Below are 22,706 nucleotides of genomic sequence, written 5' to 3'. Positions count from 1 at the left end.
ATTTCATAGTACTTGCATCTATGCAAGTAGTGAAAGCGATCCAATAGTACTTGCATCTATGCAAGTAGTGAAAGCGATCCAATAGTACTTGCATCTATGCAAGTAGTGAAAGCGATCCAATAGTACTTGCATCTATTCGAGTAACAACAGTGATTTCATAGTACTTGCATCTATGCAAGTAGTTAAAAAAAAATATGAAAAGATTTTTTTTAAGAAAGTTATTTAACAATTTTTAAATAATTTTATTTAAGAATTTTTATTGTATTAATTCAACTTTTTTTTATTAATTTTGAATTTATATAAAATTTATTCTATGTTAAGAAATTTAGTTATTTAAATTTATGATTTAGAATCAAATTGCTGATTTTGCTTTATTTTTTTGTTTTTATAATCTAAAATCGCTGCTTTAATTGCATCTTCTGCTAAAATGGAACAATGTATTTTAACAGGAGGTAATTCTAATTCTTGTGCTATATTAACATTTTTTATATTTTTAGCTTCTTTTAAAGATTTTCCTTTTACTAATTCAGTAACTAATGAACTAGCAGCAATAGCTGAACCACATCCGTATGTTTTAAATTTTGCATCTTCAATTATTCCTTCATCGTTGACTTTAATTTGTAATTTCATAACATCACCACAAGATGGTGAACCTACCAAACCATTTCCAATACTTATATCTTTATTTGAATTAATATCTTCTTCTGAAAAAGATCCTACATTTCTAGGGTTTTCATAGTGATCTATTACTTTCTTACTATATGACATTTTTTTTCCTAAATTAATTAATTATAATTTATTTATTCCATTTTATTGATTTTAGATCTATTCCTGATTTAAACATTTCCCACAATGGAGACAACTTACGCAAACGGATAATTGCAGAATGAACTGATTTAATTGTGTAATCAATTTCTTCTTCAGTAGTAAATTTACCGATAGAAAACCTAATCGAACTATGAGCAAGTTCATCTTTTACTCCCATAGATCGTAAAACATAAGAAGGTTCTAAACTAGTAGAAGTACAAGCTGAACCAGAAGAAACAGCTAAATTTTTTAGAGCCATAATCAAAGATTCTCCTTCTACGTAATTAAAACTTACATTTAAAATATGAGGAGAAGTATTTTTAAATTTTCCATTTAAATAAACTTCTTCTATGTTTTTTAAACCATCCCATAATCTATTTTTTAGAAAAGTTAGTTTTTCATATTCCATAGAAAAATTAATTTTTGCAAATCGGAAAGCTTCTCCCATTCCTACAATTTGATGAACAGGTAAAGTTCCAGATCGAATCCCTCTTTCATGACCACCTCCATGAATTTGAGCTGATAAACGTATTCTAGGACTACGACGATTTATATAAAGAGCTCCAATTCCCTTAGGTCCATATAATTTATGGCCTGAAAAAGACATTAATCCAATTTTTATTTCCTTTAAATTAATAGTAATTTTACCTATAGCTTGAGTTGCATCAACATGCAACACAATATTTTTTTTATTACATATATTTGATATTGCATCTATATTTTGTATTATTCCTGTTTCGTTATTTACAAACATAATCGAAACAAGAATTGTTTCTTTTGAGATTTTTTCTTCTATTTTTTTAGGATTGATTAAACCATCGGAATCAGGATCGATATATGTTACTTTAAAATTATTTTTTTCTAAAAATCTACAAGTATCTAATACAGATTTATGTTCTGTATTACTTGTTATGATATGTTTTCCTTTTTTTTGATAAAAATCACAATATCCTTTAATAGCTAAATTATTAGATTCTGTAGCTCCAGAAGTAAATATTATTTCTCTAGAATCTGCATTGATTAATTCAGCTATATTGTTTCTTGCTTCTTCAACAGACTCTTCGGCTCTCCATCCTAATATATGAGAACGTGATGATGCATTTCCAAAATCTCCTTCTAAAGTTAAATATTTTACCATTTTTTTTACTATTAATGGATCCATAGGTGTTGTTGCTGCATAATCTAAGTAGATTGGATTTTTATAACTCAATGTTTTCTCCTGTTTTTATAAAATATAGCGAAGTATTAATTTAAAAAGATATTTTGATTAAATTTAGTTAAATAATTTCTTCAAAGATAATTTGTTGTTGCATTCTTTTACGTAATCATTATATTATAAATCAACAAATTTTAAAAACTTTAAAAATTAATAGGGACATAGCTCAATAGGAAGAGTTTCGGTCTCCAAAACCGAAGGTTGGGGGTTCAATTCCCTCTGTCCCTGATATTAATGTGATTCTTATCCTTTTTTAATTCAAAAAAAATAAAAGTGATTTTTTTAAATATATAAAAAAAATATTTTTTTTATTAATTTACTTAAATTAATATCTTTAATAAAAAAAAATAGTTTTTTTACTTCTTTACAAGAAATCTTTTATTTCAATTCTTATATCAGATAGTCGTTATATATTTTCCAACAAAGAATAATAATGAGGGAAAATGCCAAGATATAGATCTTTTACTACTACACATGGAAAAAATATGACTGGAGCGAGGGCATTATGGAAAGCCACAGGGATGAAAGATTCAGATTTTACAAAACCAATTATAGCTGTTGTAAATTCTTTTACTGAATTTGTCCCTGGTCACATTCATTTAAAAAAACTAGGTTCATTAGTATCGAATGAAATAAAAATTTGCGGAGGTGTTGCTAAAGAATTTAATACAATAGCTATTGATGATGGAATTGCTATGGGTCATTCAGGTATGATGTATTCACTACCATCTAGAGAGTTAATTGCAGATTCAGTAGAATACATGATTAATGCACACTGTGTAGATGCTATGGTTTGTATATCGAATTGTGATAAAATTACTCCTGGAATGTTAATGGCTTCATTACGATTGAATATTCCAACTGTATTTGTTTCCGGTGGTCCTATGGAAGCTGGATTACAAAAAAATAAATCAAAAAAAATCAATTTAGTTGATGCAATTGAAATAAGTGCAAATTATACTGCAAATGACAATGATATTTCTGAAATGGAAGATTCTGCATGTCCTACTTGTGGATCTTGTTCAGGGTTGTTTACTGCTAATTCAATGAATTGTTTGACTGAAGTAATGGGATTATCATTACCTGGAAACGGAACATTATTAGCTACACATGAAAATAGAAAAAAATTATTTTTACAAGCAGGTCAAATTATTGTTCAATTAACTAAATCTTGGTACAAAGAAAATAATTCGAAAGTTTTACCTAGAAATATAGCATGCAAGTCTTCATTTGAAAATGCAATGAAAGTTGATATTGCAATGGGTGGTTCAACTAATACTGTTTTACATTTATTAGCTGCTGCAAAAGAGGGTAAAATAGATTTTAATTTTTCTGACATAGATCATTTATCTAAAAAAATTCCACACATTTGTAAAATTGCTCCTAGTAGTAAAAAATTTCATATGGAAGATATGCATAGAGCTGGAGGAGTTATTCGTATTTTAGGTGAATTAAACAAAGAAAATTTAATTGATACTTCTGTTAAAAATATTTTGGGAATGACTTTAAAAGAAACTCTAAAAATATATGATATTTCTCAAACAAAAAACAAAAATGTAATTGATATGTTTTTATCTGGTCCAGGAGGTTATAGAACGATAATTCCATTTTCTCAAAAATTTAAATGGAAATCATTAGATAATGATGTTAAAAAAGGATGTATACGTTCTGTTAAGAATTCATATAGCAAAGAAGGTGGTTTGGCAATTTTATTTGGAAATATAGCAAAAAATGGTTGTATCGTAAAAACAGCTGCTATAAAAAAGAATAATTATTTTTTTATAGGAAAGTCTAAAGTATACGACTCTCAAGAAGATGCTGTGTATGCTATATTAAATCATAAAATCAAATTTGGAGATGTAATCGTTATACGTTACGAGGGACCTAAGGGTGGTCCTGGAATGCAAGAAATGTTATATCCTACTACTTATTTAAAATCTATGAAATTAGATCAATATTGCGCTTTAATTACTGACGGAAGATTTTCAGGAGGAACATCTGGAATATCTATTGGACATGTTTCTCCAGAAGCTGCTGATGGCGGGGAAATTGCTTTAATAAGAGATGGAGATTTAATTAAAATTGACATTCCAAACAGAATTTTAAATTTAGAAATTTCAAAAAAAGAATTCTTAGATAGAAAAAAACAAGAAGATTCCAAGAAAAATAATTCATATTTTCCAAATAGGAAGAAAAGAATTATTTCTAATTCACTAAAAATTTATTCTTCATTAGTTACTAGTGCTGATAATGGAGCTGTAAGAGATGTTAAAAAATTAAACAAATTTTTAGAAAATTTTTAATTTTTAATCAATATTTTTTTATTAAGTCGTATTTTTTAAATATTATTTGAGAAAATTATGAAAAATTATTTCAATACTTTAAATTTTAGAAATAAATTAATAGAATTACAAAAATGTCGTTTTATTGATAAAAAAGAATTTTTAAATGGTTGTAATTATCTAAAAGGAAAAAAAATTGTTATTATAGGAGCTGGTTCTCAGGGTTTAAACCAAGGTTTAAATTTGAGAGATTCTGGATTAGATGTTTCTTTTGCACTTAAAAAAAAATCAATTGAAAATAAAAATAATTCTTGGGAAAAAGCTACAAAATTTGGTTTTTTAGTAGATTGTTATCAAAATCTTATACCAAACGCTGATGTAGTTATTAATTTAACCCCGGATAAACAACATTCAAATGTTATTAAAAATATACAGAGTTTAATGAAAAAAGGATCGTGTTTGGGTTACTCTCATGGATTTAATATCATAGAAATGGGTGAAAAAATTCGTTCAGACATTACTGTAATTATGGTAGCTCCAAAATGTCCTGGAACAGAAGTAAGAGAAGAATACAAAAGAGGTTTTGGAGTACCTACGTTAATAGCTGTACATAGTGAAAATAATATTAAGAAAAACGGGGAAGAAATAGCAAAAGCATGGGCTTATGCTTTAGGAAGTCATAGAGCTGGAGTATTGATTTCCTCTTTCTCAGCTGAAGTTAAATCAGATTTAATGGGAGAACAAACAATTTTATGTGGAATGTTACAATCGGGAAGTTTAGTATGTTTTGATTATTTAGTTGAACAAGGACACGATCCTTCTTATGCATGTCAATTAGTTCAATATGGATGGCAAGCTATCACTGAATCTTTAAAGTTTGGTGGTATTACTTTGATGTTGGATCGTACTACAAATTCTTCAAAAATTAGAATATGTGAATTATCTAAAAAAATAAAAAAATTTTTCAAACCCTTGTTTAGAGATCATATGGATAAAATAATTGAAGGATCTTTTTCTAAAAAAATGATAAAAGATTGGAATAATAAAGATAAATATTTACTCTTATCAAGAGAAAAAACAAAAAATTCTAATTTTGAAAATGCTAAATCTTATCGGGGTACTATATCAGAATCGAATTATTTTGAAAATTGTACTTTTATGTTAGCCCTTGTTAAGGCAGGTGTAGAATTATCTTTTGAAATAATGGTAGAAACAGGAATTCTTTCAGAATCAGCTTATTATGAATCTTTGCATGAACTACCATTAATTGCAAATACAATTGCAAGAAAAAGATTATATGAAATGAATTTAGTTATATCTGATACTGCAGAGTATGGAAATTATCTTTTTAGTGAAAAAGCAATTCCAATTTTAAAAAAAATTACAAAAGAATTGAAATATGGAGATTTAGGAAATAGTGTTCTAGATATTGAAATAGATAATTTTAATTTACATAAAATAAATAATGAAATATCTCAACATCCTGTTGAAATTATTGGAAAAAAATTAAGAAAACATATGATTGAAATGAAATCTATATATGAAGAAATAAAATAAGTTTTTTTTATTTTTTTTAAATAAAGATTTAAAAAAAATTTTTTCTAATAGTTAATAATTTTTAAAAAATATTTTTTTTAGTTAAAATTTTTTTATTTATTTTTTTATATTTAATAAAACAATAATTATTTGATGATTATTGTTTATAGAGTTTAAAAATAGTTTTTTAATTTTGTGAAAAATTTACAATAACAAATAAAAAAATGTTTTCAAAAAATAAAATTTTTTTTAGTTTTAGTTAAAGAATACAAACTAATTTAAAAAAAGTTTTAAAAACTTAAAAAAAATATTAAATTTTCAAAAAAGTTTTATAAAAAATTTTACAATCAAAAAGATAATTTATTTTTAAATTTATTAGATAAATATTAAAAAAAAATTAAAACAAATAATTAATTTAAAAATATTAGCATTGATCAATGTTATTAGAAGTTTTTCCAAATATTAGTTAAATATTTAATTTTTTTATAGGAATCATAAATATGAAAAAAAGTAGACTAATTGACTTAAGTGAAAATGAATTTGATAAATATCTAGATTCTAATAAAAATCAATTATTGATAATTGATTTTTGGGCAAAATGGTGTGCTCCATGTAAACAATTATCTCCTATTTTAGAAAGCGTTGCTAATGAATACACTGATAATGAAAATTTAATTTTCATAAAAATTGATATTGATGAAAACAAAAAAAATGCTCTGAAATATCAAATAAAGAGTATTCCAACATTATTGTTTATTCGTAATAAATCTATATTAAATAGAGTAAGTGGTTTAATATCTAAATTTAAAATAAAAGAATTAATTTCAAATTATTTAGTATAAAAATAATTTAAATTAAAATATAGCGGTTTTGTCTAATAAAAACCGCTGGATTTTTTTTATTTTAAAAGATATAATTAAAAATATTAAAAAAATATTTTTAAGTAATGATATATTAAATATTTTTACACATCACGATTTACTTCAAGTTTATTAAGAAATCCACAATCATGAATCTTACCGAGCTTAAAAATACTACAGTATCTGAGTTAATTGTTTTAGCTGAAAAAATAGGATTAGAAAATTTAGCACGTATGAGAAAACAAGATATTATTTTTTCTATTCTTAAACAACATGCAAAAAGTGGAGAAGATATTTTTGGAAATGGTGTTTTAGAAATATTACAGGATGGATTTGGTTTTTTGCGTTCATCAGATAGTTCTTATTTAGCTGGACCTGATGATATTTACGTTTCTCCTAGTCAAATACGTAGATTTAATTTAAGAACAGGTGATACTATATCTGGTAAAATAAGACCTCCAAAAGAAGGAGAAAGATATTTTGCATTATTGAAAGTGAATTTTGTAAATTATGACAAACCTGAAAATGCAAGAAGTAAAATTTTATTTGAAAATTTAACCCCATTACATGCAAATTCTCGTTTAAGAATGGAAAGAGGAAATGGATCTACGGAAGACCTTACTGCACGTGTTTTAGATCTTGCTTCTCCTATTGGGAGAGGACAAAGAGGTTTAATTGTTGCTCCACCAAAAGCGGGAAAAACTATACTTTTACAAAATATTGCGCAAAGTATAGCTTATAATCATCCAGATTGTGTTTTAATGGTTTTATTAATTGATGAACGCCCGGAAGAAGTGACTGAAATGCAACGTTTAGTCAAAGGAGAAGTTATTGCTTCTACGTTTGATGAACCTGCATCGAGACATGTTCAAGTATCTGAAATGGTTATAGAAAAAGCTAAAAGACTAGTAGAACATAAAAAAGATGTAATAATCTTATTAGATTCTATTACTCGTTTAGCAAGAGCTTATAATACTGTTGTTCCTGCATCAGGAAAAGTGTTAACAGGAGGTGTAGATGCAAATGCATTACATAGACCTAAACGTTTTTTTGGAGCTGCAAGAAATGTAGAAGAAGGAGGAAGTTTAACTATTATCGCTACTGCATTAATTGATACTGGTTCTAAAATGGATGAAGTAATATATGAAGAATTTAAAGGTACTGGAAATATGGAATTACCATTGTCTAGAAAAATTGCAGAAAAACGTGTATTTCCAGCAATTGATTATAATCGTTCTGGAACTAGAAAAGAAGAATTGTTAACAATTCCTGAAGAATTACAAAAAATGTGGATTTTAAGAAAAATAATTCATCCAATGGGAGAAATAGATGCTATGGAATTTTTAATTAATAAATTATCTATGACTAAAACAAATAGTGAATTTTTTGATATGATGAAGAGGTCTTAAAAAATATTAAAATATATTTGTTGATTTTATTTTAATAAATGGTTAAAATTTTTTTTAAATTAAATAATTTATGTTTATTTTATTATATGAAGTATACATAAATTATTTAAATATTATTATGAATAAAAAAAGAAATGAATGTTTCAATAAACACCCGTAGCTCAGTTGGATAGAGCAATACTTTCCGAAAGTATAGGTTTCACAGGTTCGAATCCTGTCGGGTGTAGATAATAATAGATAAGTAGTTATTTGTTTTCTTATAACTTTTGGTGACTATAGCTCAGCAGGTAGAGCTCTGGATTGTGGTTCCAGTGGTCATGGGTTCGATTCCCATTAGTCACCCAAAAAATTATTTTTTTACTTTTTTAAATTTTATAAAGAGAGTATATTATTAAATACGGCGAATAGCGCAGCTTGGTAGCGCAACTGGTTTGGGACCAGTGGGTCAGAGGTTCAAATCCTCTTTCGCCGAAAAGTATTTATTTAATAAGTTGTTAATGGTTTTTTATTTAGTGAAATTTAATGTTAAGTAGATTTTTTAAAATATATTTTTTAAAAATTAGAAAAATAAAAATGTTCTTTAAATATTTAATAGGTTTTTAAAAATATTTTTAGATTAAAATTCTTAATTTTTATTTTTTTAAAAATTTTTTTAAAAATTTAATTTTTTATTAATTTTAATATATTTCTTTAAAAATATTTTCATTACATTTATTTAAAAATTGTTTTTCTATAATCCTCCAGAAATTCTTTTTAGTTTTTTTACATATCCAAGAATGACTAATAGAATTAAATTGAAAATGATAACCATTAATTTCAGTAGCAAGCCAAATTTCTTTTAATGACGATTGTTTATTAATTAATATAAAGTTTTTATTTTTGAAAGTTATTGTAAATACTTCGTTATTATATTGGTAATCAATGTCACTATTTTTGCAATCATCTAATATATTTTCTAATTTAGACAATAATTCTTCTACTAAATTAATATAAGTAGAATATGTTATTTCATTTTTTTTCATATGATTAATATTTTATGTTGTTTTTAAATATTTATATTAACATTTAAAACTAGGATATTAAATGAATAAAAAAAAATCAATAAAAAAAATTTTTTTTTCTAAAATGGAATCATTAGGAAACGATTTTATGGTTGTAGATATGACTTTTAAAAAATATCATTTTTCTACCAATGAAATAGTTCATTTATCAAATAGGAATTATGGAGTAGGTTTTGATCAATTACTGTTAATAGAAAAATCAAAATTAAATAATATTGATTTTTTTTATCGGATTTTTAATGCTAATGGAGAAGAAGTAGAACAATGTGGTAATGGAGTTCGTTGTTTTTGTTTTTTTTTATACAAAAAGAAAATAATAAAAAAAAGAATTATTTCTGTAATGACATCAAAAATAAAAATGATTTGTAAAATATTAGACAATTTTGAAATATTAGTCAATATGGGTAAACCTAATTTTATCCCAAAAAAAATTCCTTTTTTAGCTAATGAAGAGAAAAAAATATATTCATTAAAAATATTTGAAGAAAAAGTGTATTTTAGTGTTGTTTCGATAGGTAATCCTCATTGTGTTTTAATAGTAAATGAAATAGATACATATAATGTAAAGAAAATAGGATCAATTTTAGAAAAACATAATTTGTTTCCTAATAAAGTAAATGTAGGGTTTTTTCAAATATTATCTCGGAATAAAATTATTTTAAGAGTTTATGAAAGAGGTGTTGGAGAAACTAAATCATGTGGAAGTGGAGCTTGTGCTGCTGTAGCTGTTGGAATTATTAGAGGTTTGTTGGATTCTAAAGTATCAGTAATCTTAGAGGGAGGAGTAATAAAAATTTTTTGGAAGGGTTTAGGTCATTCTCTTTTTATGTCTGGTCCAGCAAATCATGTTTATGATGGTTTAATATATTTATAAAAAAATAAAAATTTTTATTTTTTAGTGTTATCTGTCAACCAATTCAATTAATTTTGATTTATTTAAAAATATATATCAAAGAAAAATTGTAAGGAGTTTTTTTTTAATGAATTTTATGAAATTTAAAAATTTTTTTTTTAGTTTTATAAAAAAGAAATCAATAGAAAATATTTTTTTTAAGTCTAATTCTGTGTCTAGTAAAAAAAAAAATTTATTAGTAGAGGAACAATTGAATTTAAGTCATTAATAATTGCTTGTTTTGCAGCTAGTTTACCTACTTTTGCAATACTATATTCAGTACAGCCGATTTTTCCTATTTTATCAAAAACCTTTCATTTAAATCCTTTATCAACTAGTTATTCCTTGTCAGCAACAACTATTTCAATGGCTTTTTCTGTATTATTAATCCCACCACTATCAGATAGATTTGGAAGAAAAATTATCATAACTATTTCATTATTTCTAGCTTCAATTTTTACGATTATTTTTTCTTTTATGAAAGTTTGGAAATGGATGATCATTATGAGAATTTTAACAGGTATTTCTTTAAGTGGAGTAACAGGGATTATGTTAACTTATCTTAGCGAAGAAATAAACCCTAAAGAATTATCTTTTGTTATTGGATTATGTATTAGCGGAAATACGATAGGTGGTTTTTTAGGAAGATCAACAACAAGTATTTTATCTAATTTTTTTTCTTGGAATGTGGCTTTATTAGTTATTGGATTGTTTTCTTTTTTTAGTACTATGTTATTTTTATTTTTACTTCCTGTTTCAAATAATTTGAATTATAAAAAAATTAATATAAAGAATTTTTTTTATTCTTTTATAAAAAAATATAAAGATCCTGTTCTAGTAAGATTACTTTTCATAAGTTTTTTTTTAATAGGGGGGTTTATTATAGTATTTAATTATATTGTATATAGATTGACAGATTTTCCATTTTTGTTGAGTCAAAATATAATATTTTTTCTTTCTTTTATATATCTTGTTGGAATTTACACTTCTCCTTTTGCAGGTATATCAATAAATAAATATGGTCGTTTTTTAGTTTTAAATACTGCAATTTTGATGATGATATTAGGACTATTAATGACTCAGTTTAATATTTTGTTTTTTATTTTTTTAGGACTTGTTTTATTTGCAGGAGGATTTTTTGCTGCTCATTCTACTATTAGTAGTTGGATAAGTAGTCATTCAAATTTTGATTCTAGTTATGCATTATCTCTTCATTCTTTTTTTTATTATTTAGGAGTTAGTCTTTTTGGTAGTATTGGAGGTTTTTTTTGGTTATTTTTCAATTGGTTAGGGATTTCTATTTTTGTATTATTTTTATTATTATTATCTATTTTATTTTTATTTAATTTAGAAAAAAAATATGTAAAGTTAATATAACTAATAAAAAATTTTAAAAAACGGTTACATATTTTTTTAAAATTAATTGTTTCAATTACTTTTTTAAAATTTGTATGAATAATTTAATTTTATTGTTTTTTATTAATTTAAATTTTTTTTAGAAGATTAATAATATTTAAAGTTTAATCTATTATTTTTTTGAAACATATTTTTTAAATATATATTAAAAAAAATTAAATTTTTTTGTTAATAGTAAAATTTATTTCTTTTGAATATTTATTATATATACTATTAGTTTTTAAAAAAGGGTTTTATATATAAAAATACTATATTTAATATTCCTTTTAGAACCTTGACTAAATAAGTAAATTGAAGTAAAAAAGAGATTATAAAGATCTATAAAAATAGGATCAATAATAAATATGTCATCAATTATACCTGATAATAATAATATAAGAAGATTAATAGATAATACAAATGATTTTAGTAATTCTTCTTCTAAAATAAATAAAGAAAGATTAATAAGAGAAGGAAACAATAAAACTAATAATATAGAACATAAATCCAATTCTTCAGTTATTTTAGAAGATAATTTTATTCCTTCTAACAATTCATTGGTTTATTCTGAAAAAAATTCAAAAAATAAACCGAACAATGAAAAATTTAATTCTAATGATGTTACTCTAAATTTAGAAAATTTTTTAATTCATTTTAATTCGTTTTTTTCTAAAGATCTAATAAAAAAAGGTGTTAATAATATTTTTGACAGTATTATTAATACTAATTTTATTAAAAATACTGATTTTTTAAAAGATTTAGATTTTAAAAATTTTGAAAAAATAAACGATCAAAAAGTTGTTAGTGATAACAATTCTTCTAAAAATATTGATAATAATTCTTCTAAAAACATTGATAAACCAGTTTTTCATGCTGATTTTGATGTTTTATCACACAATAATTCTTCTGTTAATAAGAAAAATAAAATTTTAAATAGTAAAAATCAAAAAGAAAAAGTGGAGAATAATAAAAATCTTGTTTCAAACGATAAAAAAGAAGAAAAAAAAATCAATTATCATACTGAATATGATGTTTTTTTAAAAGACCATATTACATTTGAAGAAATTCAAAATTATGTAGATAATCGTCATAGAAATAAAGTAGGCAGAAACAGAAATGATGCTGAAAAAAATAAATCAATTAATAATGTACCTACTAGTTATTCATTTTCTAAATATCATAATGACAAAGATTTAACAGATGTTCAAAATTATTTTTTAGATAAGAATTCTAGTTTTAATACAGAAAATGGTTATTTACCTTCTTTTTCATTTGGAAACCCTGGTGAAATTAGTTGGAAAGGACTTCGTTCTATAAATGTTTCAAAAGATAATTTAGACTATTCTAAAAAATTATATGAAAGATACCAAGATCTAAAAGGTACTAGTTCATTGGTTCCTGGATTTATGAGTGATTATCAGGATGTAGATTTAAAGGTTAGTCATTATTTAGTTCCAAACAATACGAGAGAAGAATTATTTGAAAAATTTAAAAAATTACTTCCTGATTTGGAAACAAGACAATTAGTATCAACATATGCTAATCAAAAAATATTGGAACCTGCATATTTGAAATTAACAAACTTCGCTCCTGGTTTATTTCGTTATCCTCCGAAAAACATTTCTTTTTCTTATGAAGTTGAACCTACTCATCATGGTTTTTTAAGATTAACTGTTACAAATACAACTAAGTTACATATTATTAATTCGAATAATGAAGATAAAGATTTAACATTAGGTGTAAGAGCATCAGTAATGTTAAATAAAAATAGAGTACCGTATATAAAATTTTTATATTATTTACAAAAGTAAACAAATATTTTTTTTATCTAATCTTTTAGATAAATTTTATACAAAAATATAAAAATTTTTGTATTTTAAAAAAATCATAGTTCGATTTTTTGCGAACTATGATCTTTTTTTAAAAAAGATATTTATCTAGTATTTTTTATTTAAATTTAAAATTTAATAAGATGAAATTTAATAAGATAATTTTATGAATGTTTTTTTAAAAAAATTAAAAAAAAGAGCTGATATCATATCAAATATACGAAATTTTTTTTTGGAATTAGATGTTTTAGAAGTAGAAACTCCTACAATTTCTAATTATAGAACTACTGAAGTTCATTTAAAATCTTTTAAAACTTTTTTGGTTTCTGAAATAGAAAAAAAATATTCTTATAAATCAAGAAAAAAAATGTGGTTGATAACTAGTCCAGAATATCATATGAAACGTATGATTGCGAAAGGTAGTGGGGCAATATATCAAATCTGTCATAGTTTTAGAAATGGAGAAATTGGGAATTATCATAATCCAGAATTCACCATTCTAGAATGGTATAGACCAGAATACAATATGTTTGATTTAATTGAAGAAGTGGTTTCTTTTCTTAAAATAATTTTAGGTTGTAAATTTGTAGAAAAAATTTCTTATAGAGATGTTTATTTTAATGTTGTTGGAATTGATCCTTTATTTGCTTCAAAAAAGGATTTAATTGAAAAATCTAAATATTTTGGAATTCAAAATGATATTATTTTTTCGAATATTAAATTAAAAAACGAAATTGAAATTAATAATTATTTATTAGAATTGATCTTTTCATTAGCTGTAGAACCTATAATTGGTATGAATAATCCATTAATAGTATATCATTATCCTGCTTTACAATCTCAAAATTCAATTATAAATTCTGATGATTCTAGATTGTCTAATAGATTCGAGGTTTTTTTTAAAGGTTTAGAATTAGGAAATGGTTGTGAAGAATTAATTAATTTCGATAATCAGAAAAAAATTTTCGAAAATCATAATAATTTTAGAAAAAAATTAGGATTATCTGTTTACCCGATTGATGAATTTTTTGTTAATTCACTTAAGAAAATTAATTTTTTATATTCTGGTATTGCTATTGGAATAGATAGATTAATTATGGTTGCTACAAAATCAAAAAATATAAATGATGTTCTTACCTTTCCGATTAAAAGTAGTTAATTTTTATTTTTTAAAATATAAGAAAATATAAATTTATTTAATTTTTTGATTTTTTCAAAAAAGAATAATTTATTTATTTTAAATTTATTTTTTTTAATAATTACTTTACCAATAATTTTCTGTAGTTATTTGACCTGGTTTTTTTATTAAATTTTTTTTTAATTTTTTTTCTTCTTGTAATATTTTTTTTGTCTCTCTAACCATATTTGGATTACCACATAGCATTACATGTGAATTTTTTGAATTTATTTTTATTCCAATCTTTTCTTCTAATAGATTATTTTTAATTAATTTAGGTATTCTTTCTCTAAAATATGTTTTATTAGAAGATTTACTTCTACTTACAATTGTTATTATTTTTATTTTTCCTTTATTTTTTTTTTTTATTTTTTTTAAAAATGGTAAATAGATTAAGTCACTTTCATATCTTACTGCATTTACAAAAATAATTTTTTCAAATTTTTTTTTCCAAGAATGATCTTGTAATATAGATATATATGGACCAATACCTGTACCTGTTGAAATCATCCATAAATTTTTACAACTTTGAATATTTTCTAATGTAAAAAAACCAAATGAATTTTTGCTAATTAAAATTTTTTCTGAAGGTTTTAAATTATATAAATAATTAGTAAGTTTTCCATTTGGGATTAATAAAATATAAAATTCTAAATTTTTTTTTCCTGGAGGATTAACAAAAGAATAAGCTCTTTGTATAGATATTTTATTTTTTTTATTCAAAATAGCTAATTTGGTAAATTGTCCTGCTAAAAAAGGATCAATAGAAGCATGAACAATTAAAGTGAATAATTTTTCGTTCCATTTTTTTATTTTATGTATTTCCCCAATTATCCAATTCATTTTTTTCTCTTTTTTTAATTTTATTAATTACCTATCTTTTTATTTTGAAGATAGGTAAAAAACGTTTTAAAGTATTTATTAATTATTTTTAACATTTAAGATTTATAAAATAAATCTACTCAAATCTTTATTATAAACCAATTTATTTAAATGTTTACCTACATAGGATGGATCTATTTTAATTTCTTCTGAATTATATTTTTCAAATCCATAAAAAGAAATATCTTCCATTAATTTTTCTAAAATTGTATGTAATCTTCTGGCTCCTATGTTTTCCATAGATTCATTTACTTTCCAAGCTGCTTCTGCAATAGCTCTTATACCTTCTTTAGTAAAATTAATATTTATTCCTTCAGTTTTTAAAAGTGCTTTATATTGAACTGTAATAGAAGCATTAGGTTCTGTTAATATTCTTTCAAAATCTTCTATTGTTAATACTTTTAATTCAACTCTGATAGGAAGACGTCCTTGTAATTCTGGAATTAGATCTGCTGGAGTTGCAGTTTGAAATGCTCCAGAAGCAATGAATAAAATATGGTCAGTTTTTACCATTCCATGTTTTGTAGAAACGGTACAACCTTCTACTAGAGGGAGCAAATCTCGTTGTACTCCTTCTCTTGAAACATCTGTTCCACTGGATGAAGAATTACCTCTTTTACATACTTTATCTATTTCATCTATAAATACAATTCCATGTTGTTCTACCGCGTTAATTGCTTTTTGTTTTATATCTTCTAAATTAATAAGTTTAGCGGCTTCTTCATCTGTTAATAATTTCATTGCGTCTTTAATTTTTAGTTTTCTTCTGTTTTTTTTCCTTCCATTTAAATTTTGAAATAAAGATTGTAATTGATTAGTTAGTTCTTCCATTCCAGGAGGAGCCATTATTTCAACCCCTACAGGCATTGCTGCAACATTAATTTCTATTTCTTTATCTTTTAATTTTCCTTCTTGTAGTTTTTTTCTAAATAGTTGTATTGTAGATTCTGGTTTTTTTTCGGATTTATCTTCTTCCCAATTTTTTTTTGGTAAAGGTACAAGAACATCTAATATTCTTTCTTCAGCTAATTTTTTTGCTTTTTTTTTATTTTTTTTAATTTCCTGCATTCGAATCATTTTTATAGCTGAATCGGTTAAATCTCTAATTATTGAATCTACTTCTTTTCCAACATAGCCTATTTCAGTAAATTTAGTTGCTTCTACTTTAATAAAAGGTGCATTGGCTAATTTTGCTAGTCTTCTAGCAATTTCTGTTTTACCAACTCCAGTTGGTCCTATCATTAGTATGTTTTTAGGAGTAATTTCATTTTTTAGTTCGTCGTTTAATTGCATACGACGCCATCTATTTCGAAGTGCAATTGATACTGCTCGTTTTGCAGTTTCTTGACCAATGATATATTTATTAAGTTCTTTAACAATTTCTCTAGGAGTCATTTCAGACATAGAGTGATCCTTACTTTTCTGAAGGTAATTCTTTAATAAGAATATTGTGATTTGTATATATGCAAATGTTTGCAGCAATATTTAGTGATTTTTTTACTATATCAACTGGTTCTAAATTCGTGTTATCTAATAATGCACGTGCAGCTGCTTGTGCGTATGATCCTCCAGATCCTATAGCAATTAAATCGTCTTCTGGTTGTATAACATCTCCATTTCCCGTTATGATTAGTGAGTTTTTATTATCGGCAACAGCAAGAAGTGCTTCTAATTTTCGTAGAATTCTATCACTTCTCCAATCTTTTGCTAGTTCTATTGCTGATCTTTTAATTTGACCTTGGTACATTTCTAGTTTTTGTTCGAAAAGTTCAAATAAAGTAAAAGCATCAGCTGTTCCACCAGCAAAACCTGCAATTATTTTATTATGATAAAGAGATCTTATTTTTTTTACATTACTTTTCATAATTGTGTTGCCCAAAGTAGCTTGACCATCACCACCGATAACTACTTTTTTATTTTTTCTAAGACTTAGAATTGTTGTCATAAATAAGATTTCTTTAAGTTTTTTTATAAGTGGTTTTTAGCTGATTTTTTTTAAAATAAAATTTAGTAATAAAATATAATTAAAAATTATTTTTTTTATTTCTTTTTTTTAATTTTTTATATTATTTTTTTTTTTTTAAGTTATAATTTTATTTAGATTATAAAATTCAATCAATTTATTTTTCTAGATTTTATTTTTAAAAAAAAAGAAAAATTTTATTGTTTTCGTTTTATAAATTTATTTAAAAAAAAACAATAATTTTTATTTTAATTTTTAATTTAAAGGATTCTTAATGAAAAAAAAGATTCATCCAAATTATAGTGAAATTACGGCTTTTTGTTCTTGTGGTAATAAAAGAAAAATTTTTTCTACAATTGGGAAAAATATTCATTTAGATGTTTGTTCGGAGTGTCATCCATTTTACACCGGAAAACAAAGAAATGCTGATACAGGAGGTAGAATTGAAAAATTTAATAAAAAATTTAATTTTTTATAAATTTTAAAAATTTTTTAAATTTTTTTAGCGGGGAACGAGATTCGAACTCGCGACTTCAACCTTGGCAAGGTTGTACTCTACCAACTGAGTTATCCCCGCATGGATAGTAAATAAACATTATATGTTAGACAGTTTTTTTTTGCAAGATCGGTTTCTTCAAAGATTTTATTTAATTAAATTAAAATTGAATTAAAATTTAAAAAAATTTTTTCGATAGAATTTTAATTCTTCTATGGATTCGTGAATATCGATTAATGCTGAATGTATATTCTTTTTTTTGATTCTTATTTTATTTTTCCATCGAAACATTAGTTCTTTAATTGTACTAACATCAATATGTCTATAATGGAAATATTTTTCTAGTTTTGGCATGTATTTAAATAAAAATCTTCTGTCTTGTGAAACAGTATTTCCACATATTGGAGATGCATTTTTAGGCACCCATTTTTTTAAAAATTTAATAGTTAAATTTTCTGCTTGATTTTCATTAAAAGAACTGTTTAAAACTCTTTTTATTAATCCATTTTTTTTATGTATTTTAAAAATTGATTTTTTCATTTTTTTAATTTCTTTTTTTTTTTGAAAAATAGGAATTAATGGTCCTTCTTCTATTATTTTTAATTTACAATTAGTTATTACAGTTGCTATTTCAAGTATTTTATTTTTTTCTGGATTTAATCCAGTCATTTCTAAATCTATCCAAATTAAATTATTTTTATTAATTTTCATTTTTTAAAAATTTTTATATATATTTTAAATATATATTATATTGGATATATATATTTTTAGTAGAAAAAGTTTTTTTATATTTTTTTATATATGTAGGAAATTATTTTTTTAAAAAAGAAGTAAATAAAAAAATATTCTTAATTAAATTTAATAGAAATTAATTATTTGATTTTTATAATTTTTAAAAAAAATAATTTATTATTTTTATATTTTAATAGGAATATTAAAGTTTTTATTTATAGAAAAGATAATATTTATTATGATTTATAAATATTTTTTTTATAGTATTTATTCAATTAAGTTTAGAATGATTTTTTTAATATTTTTTAAAAAAAAACTCTAAAATTTAAGTATTTTTTAATATGTATATATATTTTTTGAGATAATATTTTTTTAGAGTAAAATTTTTTAATCTATGTAAATTTAATTTAAAGATTTTAAATTTTAAAAATATTTATTATTTTTTAATAAAAATTATTATAATTTCTTTTAAAATTAATGATAAAATTTATTTATAGAAAAAAATTCTTAAATAACATAATTTTATATAATTAAAAAAATTATTTTTTTGTTCTTTAAGAGATATATTTTTAAAAATATTTTAGTGAGAATTAAAAATATGAAATATATTGATCCTGTTTCTACTCAGTCATGGAAAAATTTAAAATTACATTTTAATGAAATAAAAAATGTTCATTTAAAAGATTTTTTTAAAACTGATACATCTCGTTTTAATAATTTCTCTTTTTTTTTCAAAAACAAAATGTTAATAGATTTTTCTAAAAATAGAATTACAAGGTGTACAATCAATTATTTATTACAGTTAGCTAGAGAAATGAATTTAGAAGAAGAAATTCAATCGATGTTTAGTGGTAAAAAGATTAATTATACGGAAAATAGATCTGTATTACATGTTTTGTTGAGAAATAGAAACAAAAAAACAATTTTAGTTAATGGAGAAAATATTGTTTCTAAAGTTAATTATGTTTTAGAAAAAATGAAAAATTTTTCAGAAAAAGTTATTTCAGGTGAAATAAAAGGATATACAGGGAAAACAATAACAGATATAGTAAATATTGGCATAGGAGGATCTAGTTTAGGACCTAATATGGTTATAGAAGCTTTATCTCCATATAAAAATCATTTGAATATACATTTTGTATCAAATATAGATGGAACACATATTAATCAAGTTTTAAAAAAAATAAATTCAAAGACTACATTGTTTTTAGTAGCGTCTAAAACGTTTACTACAGAAGAAACAATGATAAATGCTTATACAGCAAGAAATTGGTTTTTAGAAAAAACAGGAAATATTCAATTTGTTAAAAAACATTTCATAGCATTGTCAATGAATTTTTTAGAAGTTAAAAAATTTGGAATTATTAAAGATTATTACTTTGAATTTTGGGATTGGGTTGGAGGACGTTATTCTTTATGGTCGTCAATTGGACTTAGTATTATTCTTTCTATTGGTTTTAAAAATTTTGTTGACTTATTATCTGGTGCAAATGATATGGATCAACATTTTTTAAATTCAGACTTAGAGGATAATATACCTGTAATATTAGCTTTGATTAGTATTTGGTATAATAATTTTTTTAAATTTGAAACAGAAGCTATTTTTGCTTATGATCAAAATTTGAATAAGTTAGCTACGTATTTACAGCAATTGAATATGGAATCTAATGGTAAATCAGTAAGTAGGAATGGAATTAAAGTAAATTGGGAGACAGGTCCAATTATTTGGGGAGAAGCTGGAACTAATGGACAACATGCATTTTATCAATTAATGCATCAAGGAACTAAAATAATTCCATCGGATTTTATTGCTGCAGTAAATACACATGATAAATTATATGATCATCATAAAAGATTGTTTTCACATTTTTTAGCTCAAACTAAATCTTTAGCTTTTGGTAAATCTATTGAAGAATTAAAAGAAAATTTTTTAAATGAAAAAATGGAAACAAAAGAAATAGAAAAAATTGTTCCATTTCGTATTTTTGAAGGAAACAGACCTTCTAATTCTTTTTTATTTGAAAAGATAACTCCTTACAATTTAGGATTGCTATTGTCTGTTTATGAACATAAAGTTTTTACACAAGGAATAATATTTAATATTTTTAGTTTTGATCAATGGGGTGTTGAACTAGGAAAGAAAGCAGCAAATAATATTTTTAGTATTTTAAAAGAAAATAAAGCTTTTAATGCTATTAGTTATGACTCTTCTACTAGAAATTTAATTAATGCATATTATTCTTGGATTAAATAAGTTTTTTAAAATTTATTTTTTTTAAATATTTAAAATAATTTTTAAAAAGAACAATTAAAATAATATTTATTTTTTAAATATTAATATATTTAGTTTTTTATTTTTTGATTTTTAAATTTTTTAGTTTTTCAAAATGTGAATAGTTTTTTTATAATTTTATTTTCTAAAAATTAAATTAATTTATTATATTTTAAAATACATTTTTAAATCCAAAGAATTATGTAATTAATTTTTTAAATTCAAAATATTTATTGTTGTTTTAAATAATATAAACAGTTGTATTTAATCATATTATTGTAAAACTTATTTAAAATATTTTTTAAAGAATTTTAAACTTTTTTTTGAGAATAATAAAGAATTTTATGGAGATAACAGATAAAAAAAAATTACCAATTGTTGTATTTCTTATGGGAACTACAGCTAGTGGAAAAAGTGAATTAGCAATTCAGTTATCTAATTTATTTCCCTGTGATATTATTAGTGTTGATTCAGCTTTGATTTATAGAGGAATGAATATTGGTACAGATAAACCAGATTCTAAAACATTATTGAGTTATCCTCATAAATTAATTAATATTCGTGATCCAATAGATATTTATACAATAGAAAATTTTAGACAAGACGCTTTAAGAGAAATAGAAAGATCGATTTTTTTTAGGCATCGAATTCCTATTTTAATTGGTGGAACGATGCTATATTATAAAGTTTTATTACATGGTTTATCTTCTCTTCCTATTTCAAATTATTCTTTAAAAAGAGATAGTAATGCTAAATTAAATTCTTTATATTCATATGAATATTTGAAATCTATTGACCCTATATCAGCTAGCAGAATTCATAAAAATGATAAAAAAAGAATATTTCGTGCTATTGAAGTTTTTTTAAAATCTAAAAAAACTTTAAGTAACTTATATTCCAATGTTATACCTTATAATTTTCCATATACTGTTTTACAATTTTTTTTATATCCATTTAATAAAAGTTTATTATATTATAGAATTGAATCTCGTTTTAAAAAAATGTTAGATCAAGGTTTTGAATTAGAATTTGAAAAACTTTTTTTTAGAGGTGATTTAAATTCTAATTTACCTTCGATGAAGTGTATTGGATATAGACAAATGTGGAAATATTTTTTAAAAGAAATTACATATGACGAAATGATTAATAGTTCAATAATTTCTACTAAGAGATTAGTTAAAAAGCAAATTACTTGGTCTAAAAAATGGAAAGATTTGTTTTTTTTAAACAGTGGTGATTTTTTAAATTCTTTAAATTTTATTCAAAAAACTATTAGTAGAATAATTAAAAAATAAAAAAATTTTTTTAATTTTTATTTTTTATGAAAAATATTTTTTATAAAAAATATTTATCTTTAAAGTTTAAAATAAAATTGATGTTTGTAAAATTTGAATTATAAAAAATTGATTTTTTAGAAAAAAATTTTAATTATTTTTTTAATTTTTATTAAAATTTTATATGAAAATTAATTTATTATTAATAGAATTTTGTAAAAAAAAAATAGAATTTTTTTTTAATTTTTAATTTTTTTAGAAAAAATTTTATAAATTCTAGTTTTTTTAAAGTTTTTTTTAAAATTGATACTTCAAAAAGTATATTTTATATAGATTTTTAGTTTTTGTAGTTATAAGATATATTAGTTTTTTTAGTGGAAAATAAATATTTTTTTGAATTTTACAAATTAATAAAGTTATATATTTAAAAATTTTTATTTAAATTAAATAAAAATTTTTTATTAGAAAACTTTTTTTAGAAAAAATGGTTTTTAAAAATATAAATTTTATTTTTGGAATTTAGTTAAAAATTAATAGTTTTCATTATTAAATTAATTTAATTTTAGTTTTATATTTTAAAAATATTTTTTTTATACATAGAAAAATATTTTTATATAATATAT

The 22,706-nt window shown here is 22.7% G+C and carries 18 protein-coding genes and 5 tRNA genes; 15 read left to right on the top strand and 8 right to left on the bottom strand.

Annotated features, from left to right (window positions below; translation table 11 throughout):
- Positions 1-339 precede the first annotated feature (339 nt).
- Positions 340-768 (bottom strand): Fe-S cluster assembly scaffold IscU, encoded by a 429-nt coding sequence (iscU, locus tag AB4W66_RS02510; protein ID WP_367674857.1) that lies wholly within the window; start codon positions 766-768, stop codon positions 340-342.
- A 28-nt stretch (positions 769-796) separates the two neighbouring features.
- Positions 797-2,017: an IscS subfamily cysteine desulfurase gene (locus tag AB4W66_RS02505; protein WP_367674856.1), complete on the bottom strand. Its 1,221-nt coding sequence runs from the start codon at positions 2,015-2,017 to the stop codon at positions 797-799.
- A 161-nt stretch (positions 2,018-2,178) separates the two neighbouring features.
- Here AB4W66_RS02505 and AB4W66_RS02500 point away from each other — a divergent pair.
- From AB4W66_RS02500 to AB4W66_RS02465, 8 genes are all read left to right on the top strand, one after another.
- Positions 2,179-2,251 (top strand) — tRNA-Trp (locus AB4W66_RS02500).
- A gap of 215 nt (positions 2,252-2,466) precedes the next feature.
- Positions 2,467-4,326: a dihydroxy-acid dehydratase gene (ilvD, locus tag AB4W66_RS02495; RefSeq protein WP_367674855.1), complete on the top strand. Its 1,860-nt coding sequence runs from the start codon at positions 2,467-2,469 to the stop codon at positions 4,324-4,326.
- A gap of 57 nt (positions 4,327-4,383) precedes the next feature.
- Positions 4,384-5,862, top strand: a complete 1,479-nt coding sequence (gene ilvC, locus AB4W66_RS02490) for a ketol-acid reductoisomerase (RefSeq protein WP_367674854.1) — start codon at positions 4,384-4,386, stop codon at positions 5,860-5,862.
- 479 nt (positions 5,863-6,341) lie between these two features.
- Complete coding sequence (gene trxA / locus AB4W66_RS02485) at positions 6,342-6,683, top strand: thioredoxin (protein WP_367674853.1); 342 nt, start codon at positions 6,342-6,344, stop codon at positions 6,681-6,683.
- Positions 6,684-6,850: 167 nt separating this feature from the next.
- Positions 6,851-8,110 (top strand): transcription termination factor Rho, encoded by a 1,260-nt coding sequence (gene rho / locus AB4W66_RS02480; protein ID WP_367674852.1) that lies wholly within the window; start codon positions 6,851-6,853, stop codon positions 8,108-8,110.
- Positions 8,111-8,260: 150 nt separating this feature from the next.
- A tRNA-Arg gene (locus AB4W66_RS02475) sits at positions 8,261-8,336 on the top strand.
- A gap of 43 nt (positions 8,337-8,379) precedes the next feature.
- Positions 8,380-8,452, top strand: a tRNA-His gene (locus AB4W66_RS02470).
- Positions 8,453-8,508: 56 nt separating this feature from the next.
- Positions 8,509-8,582: transfer RNA gene (locus AB4W66_RS02465), tRNA-Pro, on the top strand.
- Positions 8,583-8,787: 205 nt separating this feature from the next.
- On the opposite strand, the gene cyaY is transcribed toward AB4W66_RS02465, so the two are convergent.
- Positions 8,788-9,132 (bottom strand): iron donor protein CyaY, encoded by a 345-nt coding sequence (cyaY, locus tag AB4W66_RS02460; protein WP_367674851.1) that lies wholly within the window; start codon positions 9,130-9,132, stop codon positions 8,788-8,790.
- Positions 9,133-9,220: 88 nt separating this feature from the next.
- On the opposite strand from cyaY, the gene dapF reads away from it, so the two are divergent.
- From dapF to epmA, 4 genes are all read left to right on the top strand, one after another.
- Positions 9,221-10,045: a diaminopimelate epimerase gene (gene dapF / locus AB4W66_RS02455; RefSeq protein WP_367675096.1), complete on the top strand. Its 825-nt coding sequence runs from the start codon at positions 9,221-9,223 to the stop codon at positions 10,043-10,045.
- 213 nt (positions 10,046-10,258) lie between these two features.
- Positions 10,259-11,440, top strand: a complete 1,182-nt coding sequence (locus tag AB4W66_RS02450; protein ID WP_367675095.1) for an MFS transporter — start codon at positions 10,259-10,261, stop codon at positions 11,438-11,440.
- Between the two features lie 383 nt (positions 11,441-11,823).
- Entirely contained in the window at positions 11,824-13,269 is a 1,446-nt protein-coding gene (locus AB4W66_RS02445; protein WP_367674850.1) for a hypothetical protein, read from the top strand.
- A gap of 184 nt (positions 13,270-13,453) precedes the next feature.
- Entirely contained in the window at positions 13,454-14,446 is a 993-nt protein-coding gene (gene epmA, locus AB4W66_RS02440; protein WP_367674849.1) for an elongation factor P--(R)-beta-lysine ligase, read from the top strand.
- Between the two features lie 105 nt (positions 14,447-14,551).
- On the opposite strand, the gene AB4W66_RS02435 is transcribed toward epmA, so the two are convergent.
- The 3 genes from AB4W66_RS02435 to hslV form a co-directional block, all read right to left on the bottom strand.
- Entirely contained in the window at positions 14,552-15,307 is a 756-nt protein-coding gene (locus AB4W66_RS02435) for a ferredoxin--NADP reductase (RefSeq protein ID WP_367674848.1), read from the bottom strand.
- A 102-nt stretch (positions 15,308-15,409) separates the two neighbouring features.
- Complete coding sequence (hslU, locus tag AB4W66_RS02430; protein ID WP_367674847.1) at positions 15,410-16,750, bottom strand: HslU--HslV peptidase ATPase subunit; 1,341 nt, start codon at positions 16,748-16,750, stop codon at positions 15,410-15,412.
- A gap of 10 nt (positions 16,751-16,760) precedes the next feature.
- On the bottom strand, positions 16,761-17,291 hold the full coding sequence (gene hslV, locus AB4W66_RS02425; RefSeq protein WP_367674846.1) for an ATP-dependent protease subunit HslV: 531 nt from the start codon (positions 17,289-17,291) through the stop codon (positions 16,761-16,763).
- Between the two features lie 292 nt (positions 17,292-17,583).
- On the opposite strand from hslV, the gene rpmE reads away from it, so the two are divergent.
- On the top strand, positions 17,584-17,787 hold the full coding sequence (gene rpmE, locus AB4W66_RS02420) for a 50S ribosomal protein L31 (protein ID WP_367674845.1): 204 nt from the start codon (positions 17,584-17,586) through the stop codon (positions 17,785-17,787).
- 26 nt (positions 17,788-17,813) lie between these two features.
- Here the strand turns inward: rpmE and AB4W66_RS02415 are convergent.
- Both AB4W66_RS02415 and orn read right to left on the bottom strand, forming a co-directional pair.
- Positions 17,814-17,886 (bottom strand) — tRNA-Gly (locus tag AB4W66_RS02415).
- Positions 17,887-17,976: 90 nt separating this feature from the next.
- The gene (gene orn, locus AB4W66_RS02410; RefSeq protein WP_367674844.1) at positions 17,977-18,516 is read right to left on the bottom strand and encodes an oligoribonuclease; all 540 of its coding nucleotides are present in this window, start codon (positions 18,514-18,516) and stop codon (positions 17,977-17,979) included.
- Between the two features lie 619 nt (positions 18,517-19,135).
- Here orn and pgi point away from each other — a divergent pair.
- Both pgi and miaA read left to right on the top strand, forming a co-directional pair.
- Complete coding sequence (pgi, locus tag AB4W66_RS02405) at positions 19,136-20,791, top strand: glucose-6-phosphate isomerase (RefSeq protein ID WP_367674843.1); 1,656 nt, start codon at positions 19,136-19,138, stop codon at positions 20,789-20,791.
- A gap of 362 nt (positions 20,792-21,153) precedes the next feature.
- Positions 21,154-22,104, top strand: a complete 951-nt coding sequence (gene miaA, locus AB4W66_RS02400) for a tRNA (adenosine(37)-N6)-dimethylallyltransferase MiaA (protein ID WP_367674842.1) — start codon at positions 21,154-21,156, stop codon at positions 22,102-22,104.
- The last annotated feature ends 602 nt before the right edge of the window (positions 22,105-22,706 follow it).

The organism is Buchnera aphidicola (Tetraneura ulmi) (assembly GCF_964058925.1).
GTDB lineage: Bacteria > Pseudomonadota > Gammaproteobacteria > Enterobacterales > Enterobacteriaceae > Buchnera_D > Buchnera_D aphidicola_B.
Note: the sequence above shows the minus strand (reverse complement) of the source record. Positions and strands in the feature narration are given on the sequence as shown.

What these genes read in the sequence shown, in the direction of transcription:
- iscU (WP_367674857.1), bottom strand. Translation starts at nt 768, where the DNA reads ATGTCATATAGTAAGAAAGTAATAGATCACTATGAAAACCCTAGAAAT.
- ilvD (WP_367674855.1), top strand. Translation starts at nt 2,467, where the DNA reads ATGCCAAGATATAGATCTTTTACTACTACACATGGAAAAAATATGACT.
- ilvC (WP_367674854.1), top strand. Translation starts at nt 4,384, where the DNA reads ATGAAAAATTATTTCAATACTTTAAATTTTAGAAATAAATTAATAGAA.
- trxA (WP_367674853.1), top strand. Translation starts at nt 6,342, where the DNA reads ATGAAAAAAAGTAGACTAATTGACTTAAGTGAAAATGAATTTGATAAA.
- rho (WP_367674852.1), top strand. Translation starts at nt 6,851, where the DNA reads ATGAATCTTACCGAGCTTAAAAATACTACAGTATCTGAGTTAATTGTT.
- cyaY (WP_367674851.1), bottom strand. Translation starts at nt 9,132, where the DNA reads ATGAAAAAAAATGAAATAACATATTCTACTTATATTAATTTAGTAGAA.
- AB4W66_RS02445 (WP_367674850.1), top strand. Translation starts at nt 11,824, where the DNA reads ATGTCATCAATTATACCTGATAATAATAATATAAGAAGATTAATAGAT.
- epmA (WP_367674849.1), top strand. Translation starts at nt 13,454, where the DNA reads ATGAATGTTTTTTTAAAAAAATTAAAAAAAAGAGCTGATATCATATCA.
- AB4W66_RS02435 (WP_367674848.1), bottom strand. Translation starts at nt 15,307, where the DNA reads ATGAATTGGATAATTGGGGAAATACATAAAATAAAAAAATGGAACGAA.
- hslU (WP_367674847.1), bottom strand. Translation starts at nt 16,750, where the DNA reads ATGTCTGAAATGACTCCTAGAGAAATTGTTAAAGAACTTAATAAATAT.
- hslV (WP_367674846.1), bottom strand. Translation starts at nt 17,291, where the DNA reads ATGACAACAATTCTAAGTCTTAGAAAAAATAAAAAAGTAGTTATCGGT.
- rpmE (WP_367674845.1), top strand. Translation starts at nt 17,584, where the DNA reads ATGAAAAAAAAGATTCATCCAAATTATAGTGAAATTACGGCTTTTTGT.
- orn (WP_367674844.1), bottom strand. Translation starts at nt 18,516, where the DNA reads ATGAAAATTAATAAAAATAATTTAATTTGGATAGATTTAGAAATGACT.
- pgi (WP_367674843.1), top strand. Translation starts at nt 19,136, where the DNA reads ATGAAATATATTGATCCTGTTTCTACTCAGTCATGGAAAAATTTAAAA.
- miaA (WP_367674842.1), top strand. Translation starts at nt 21,154, where the DNA reads ATGGAGATAACAGATAAAAAAAAATTACCAATTGTTGTATTTCTTATG.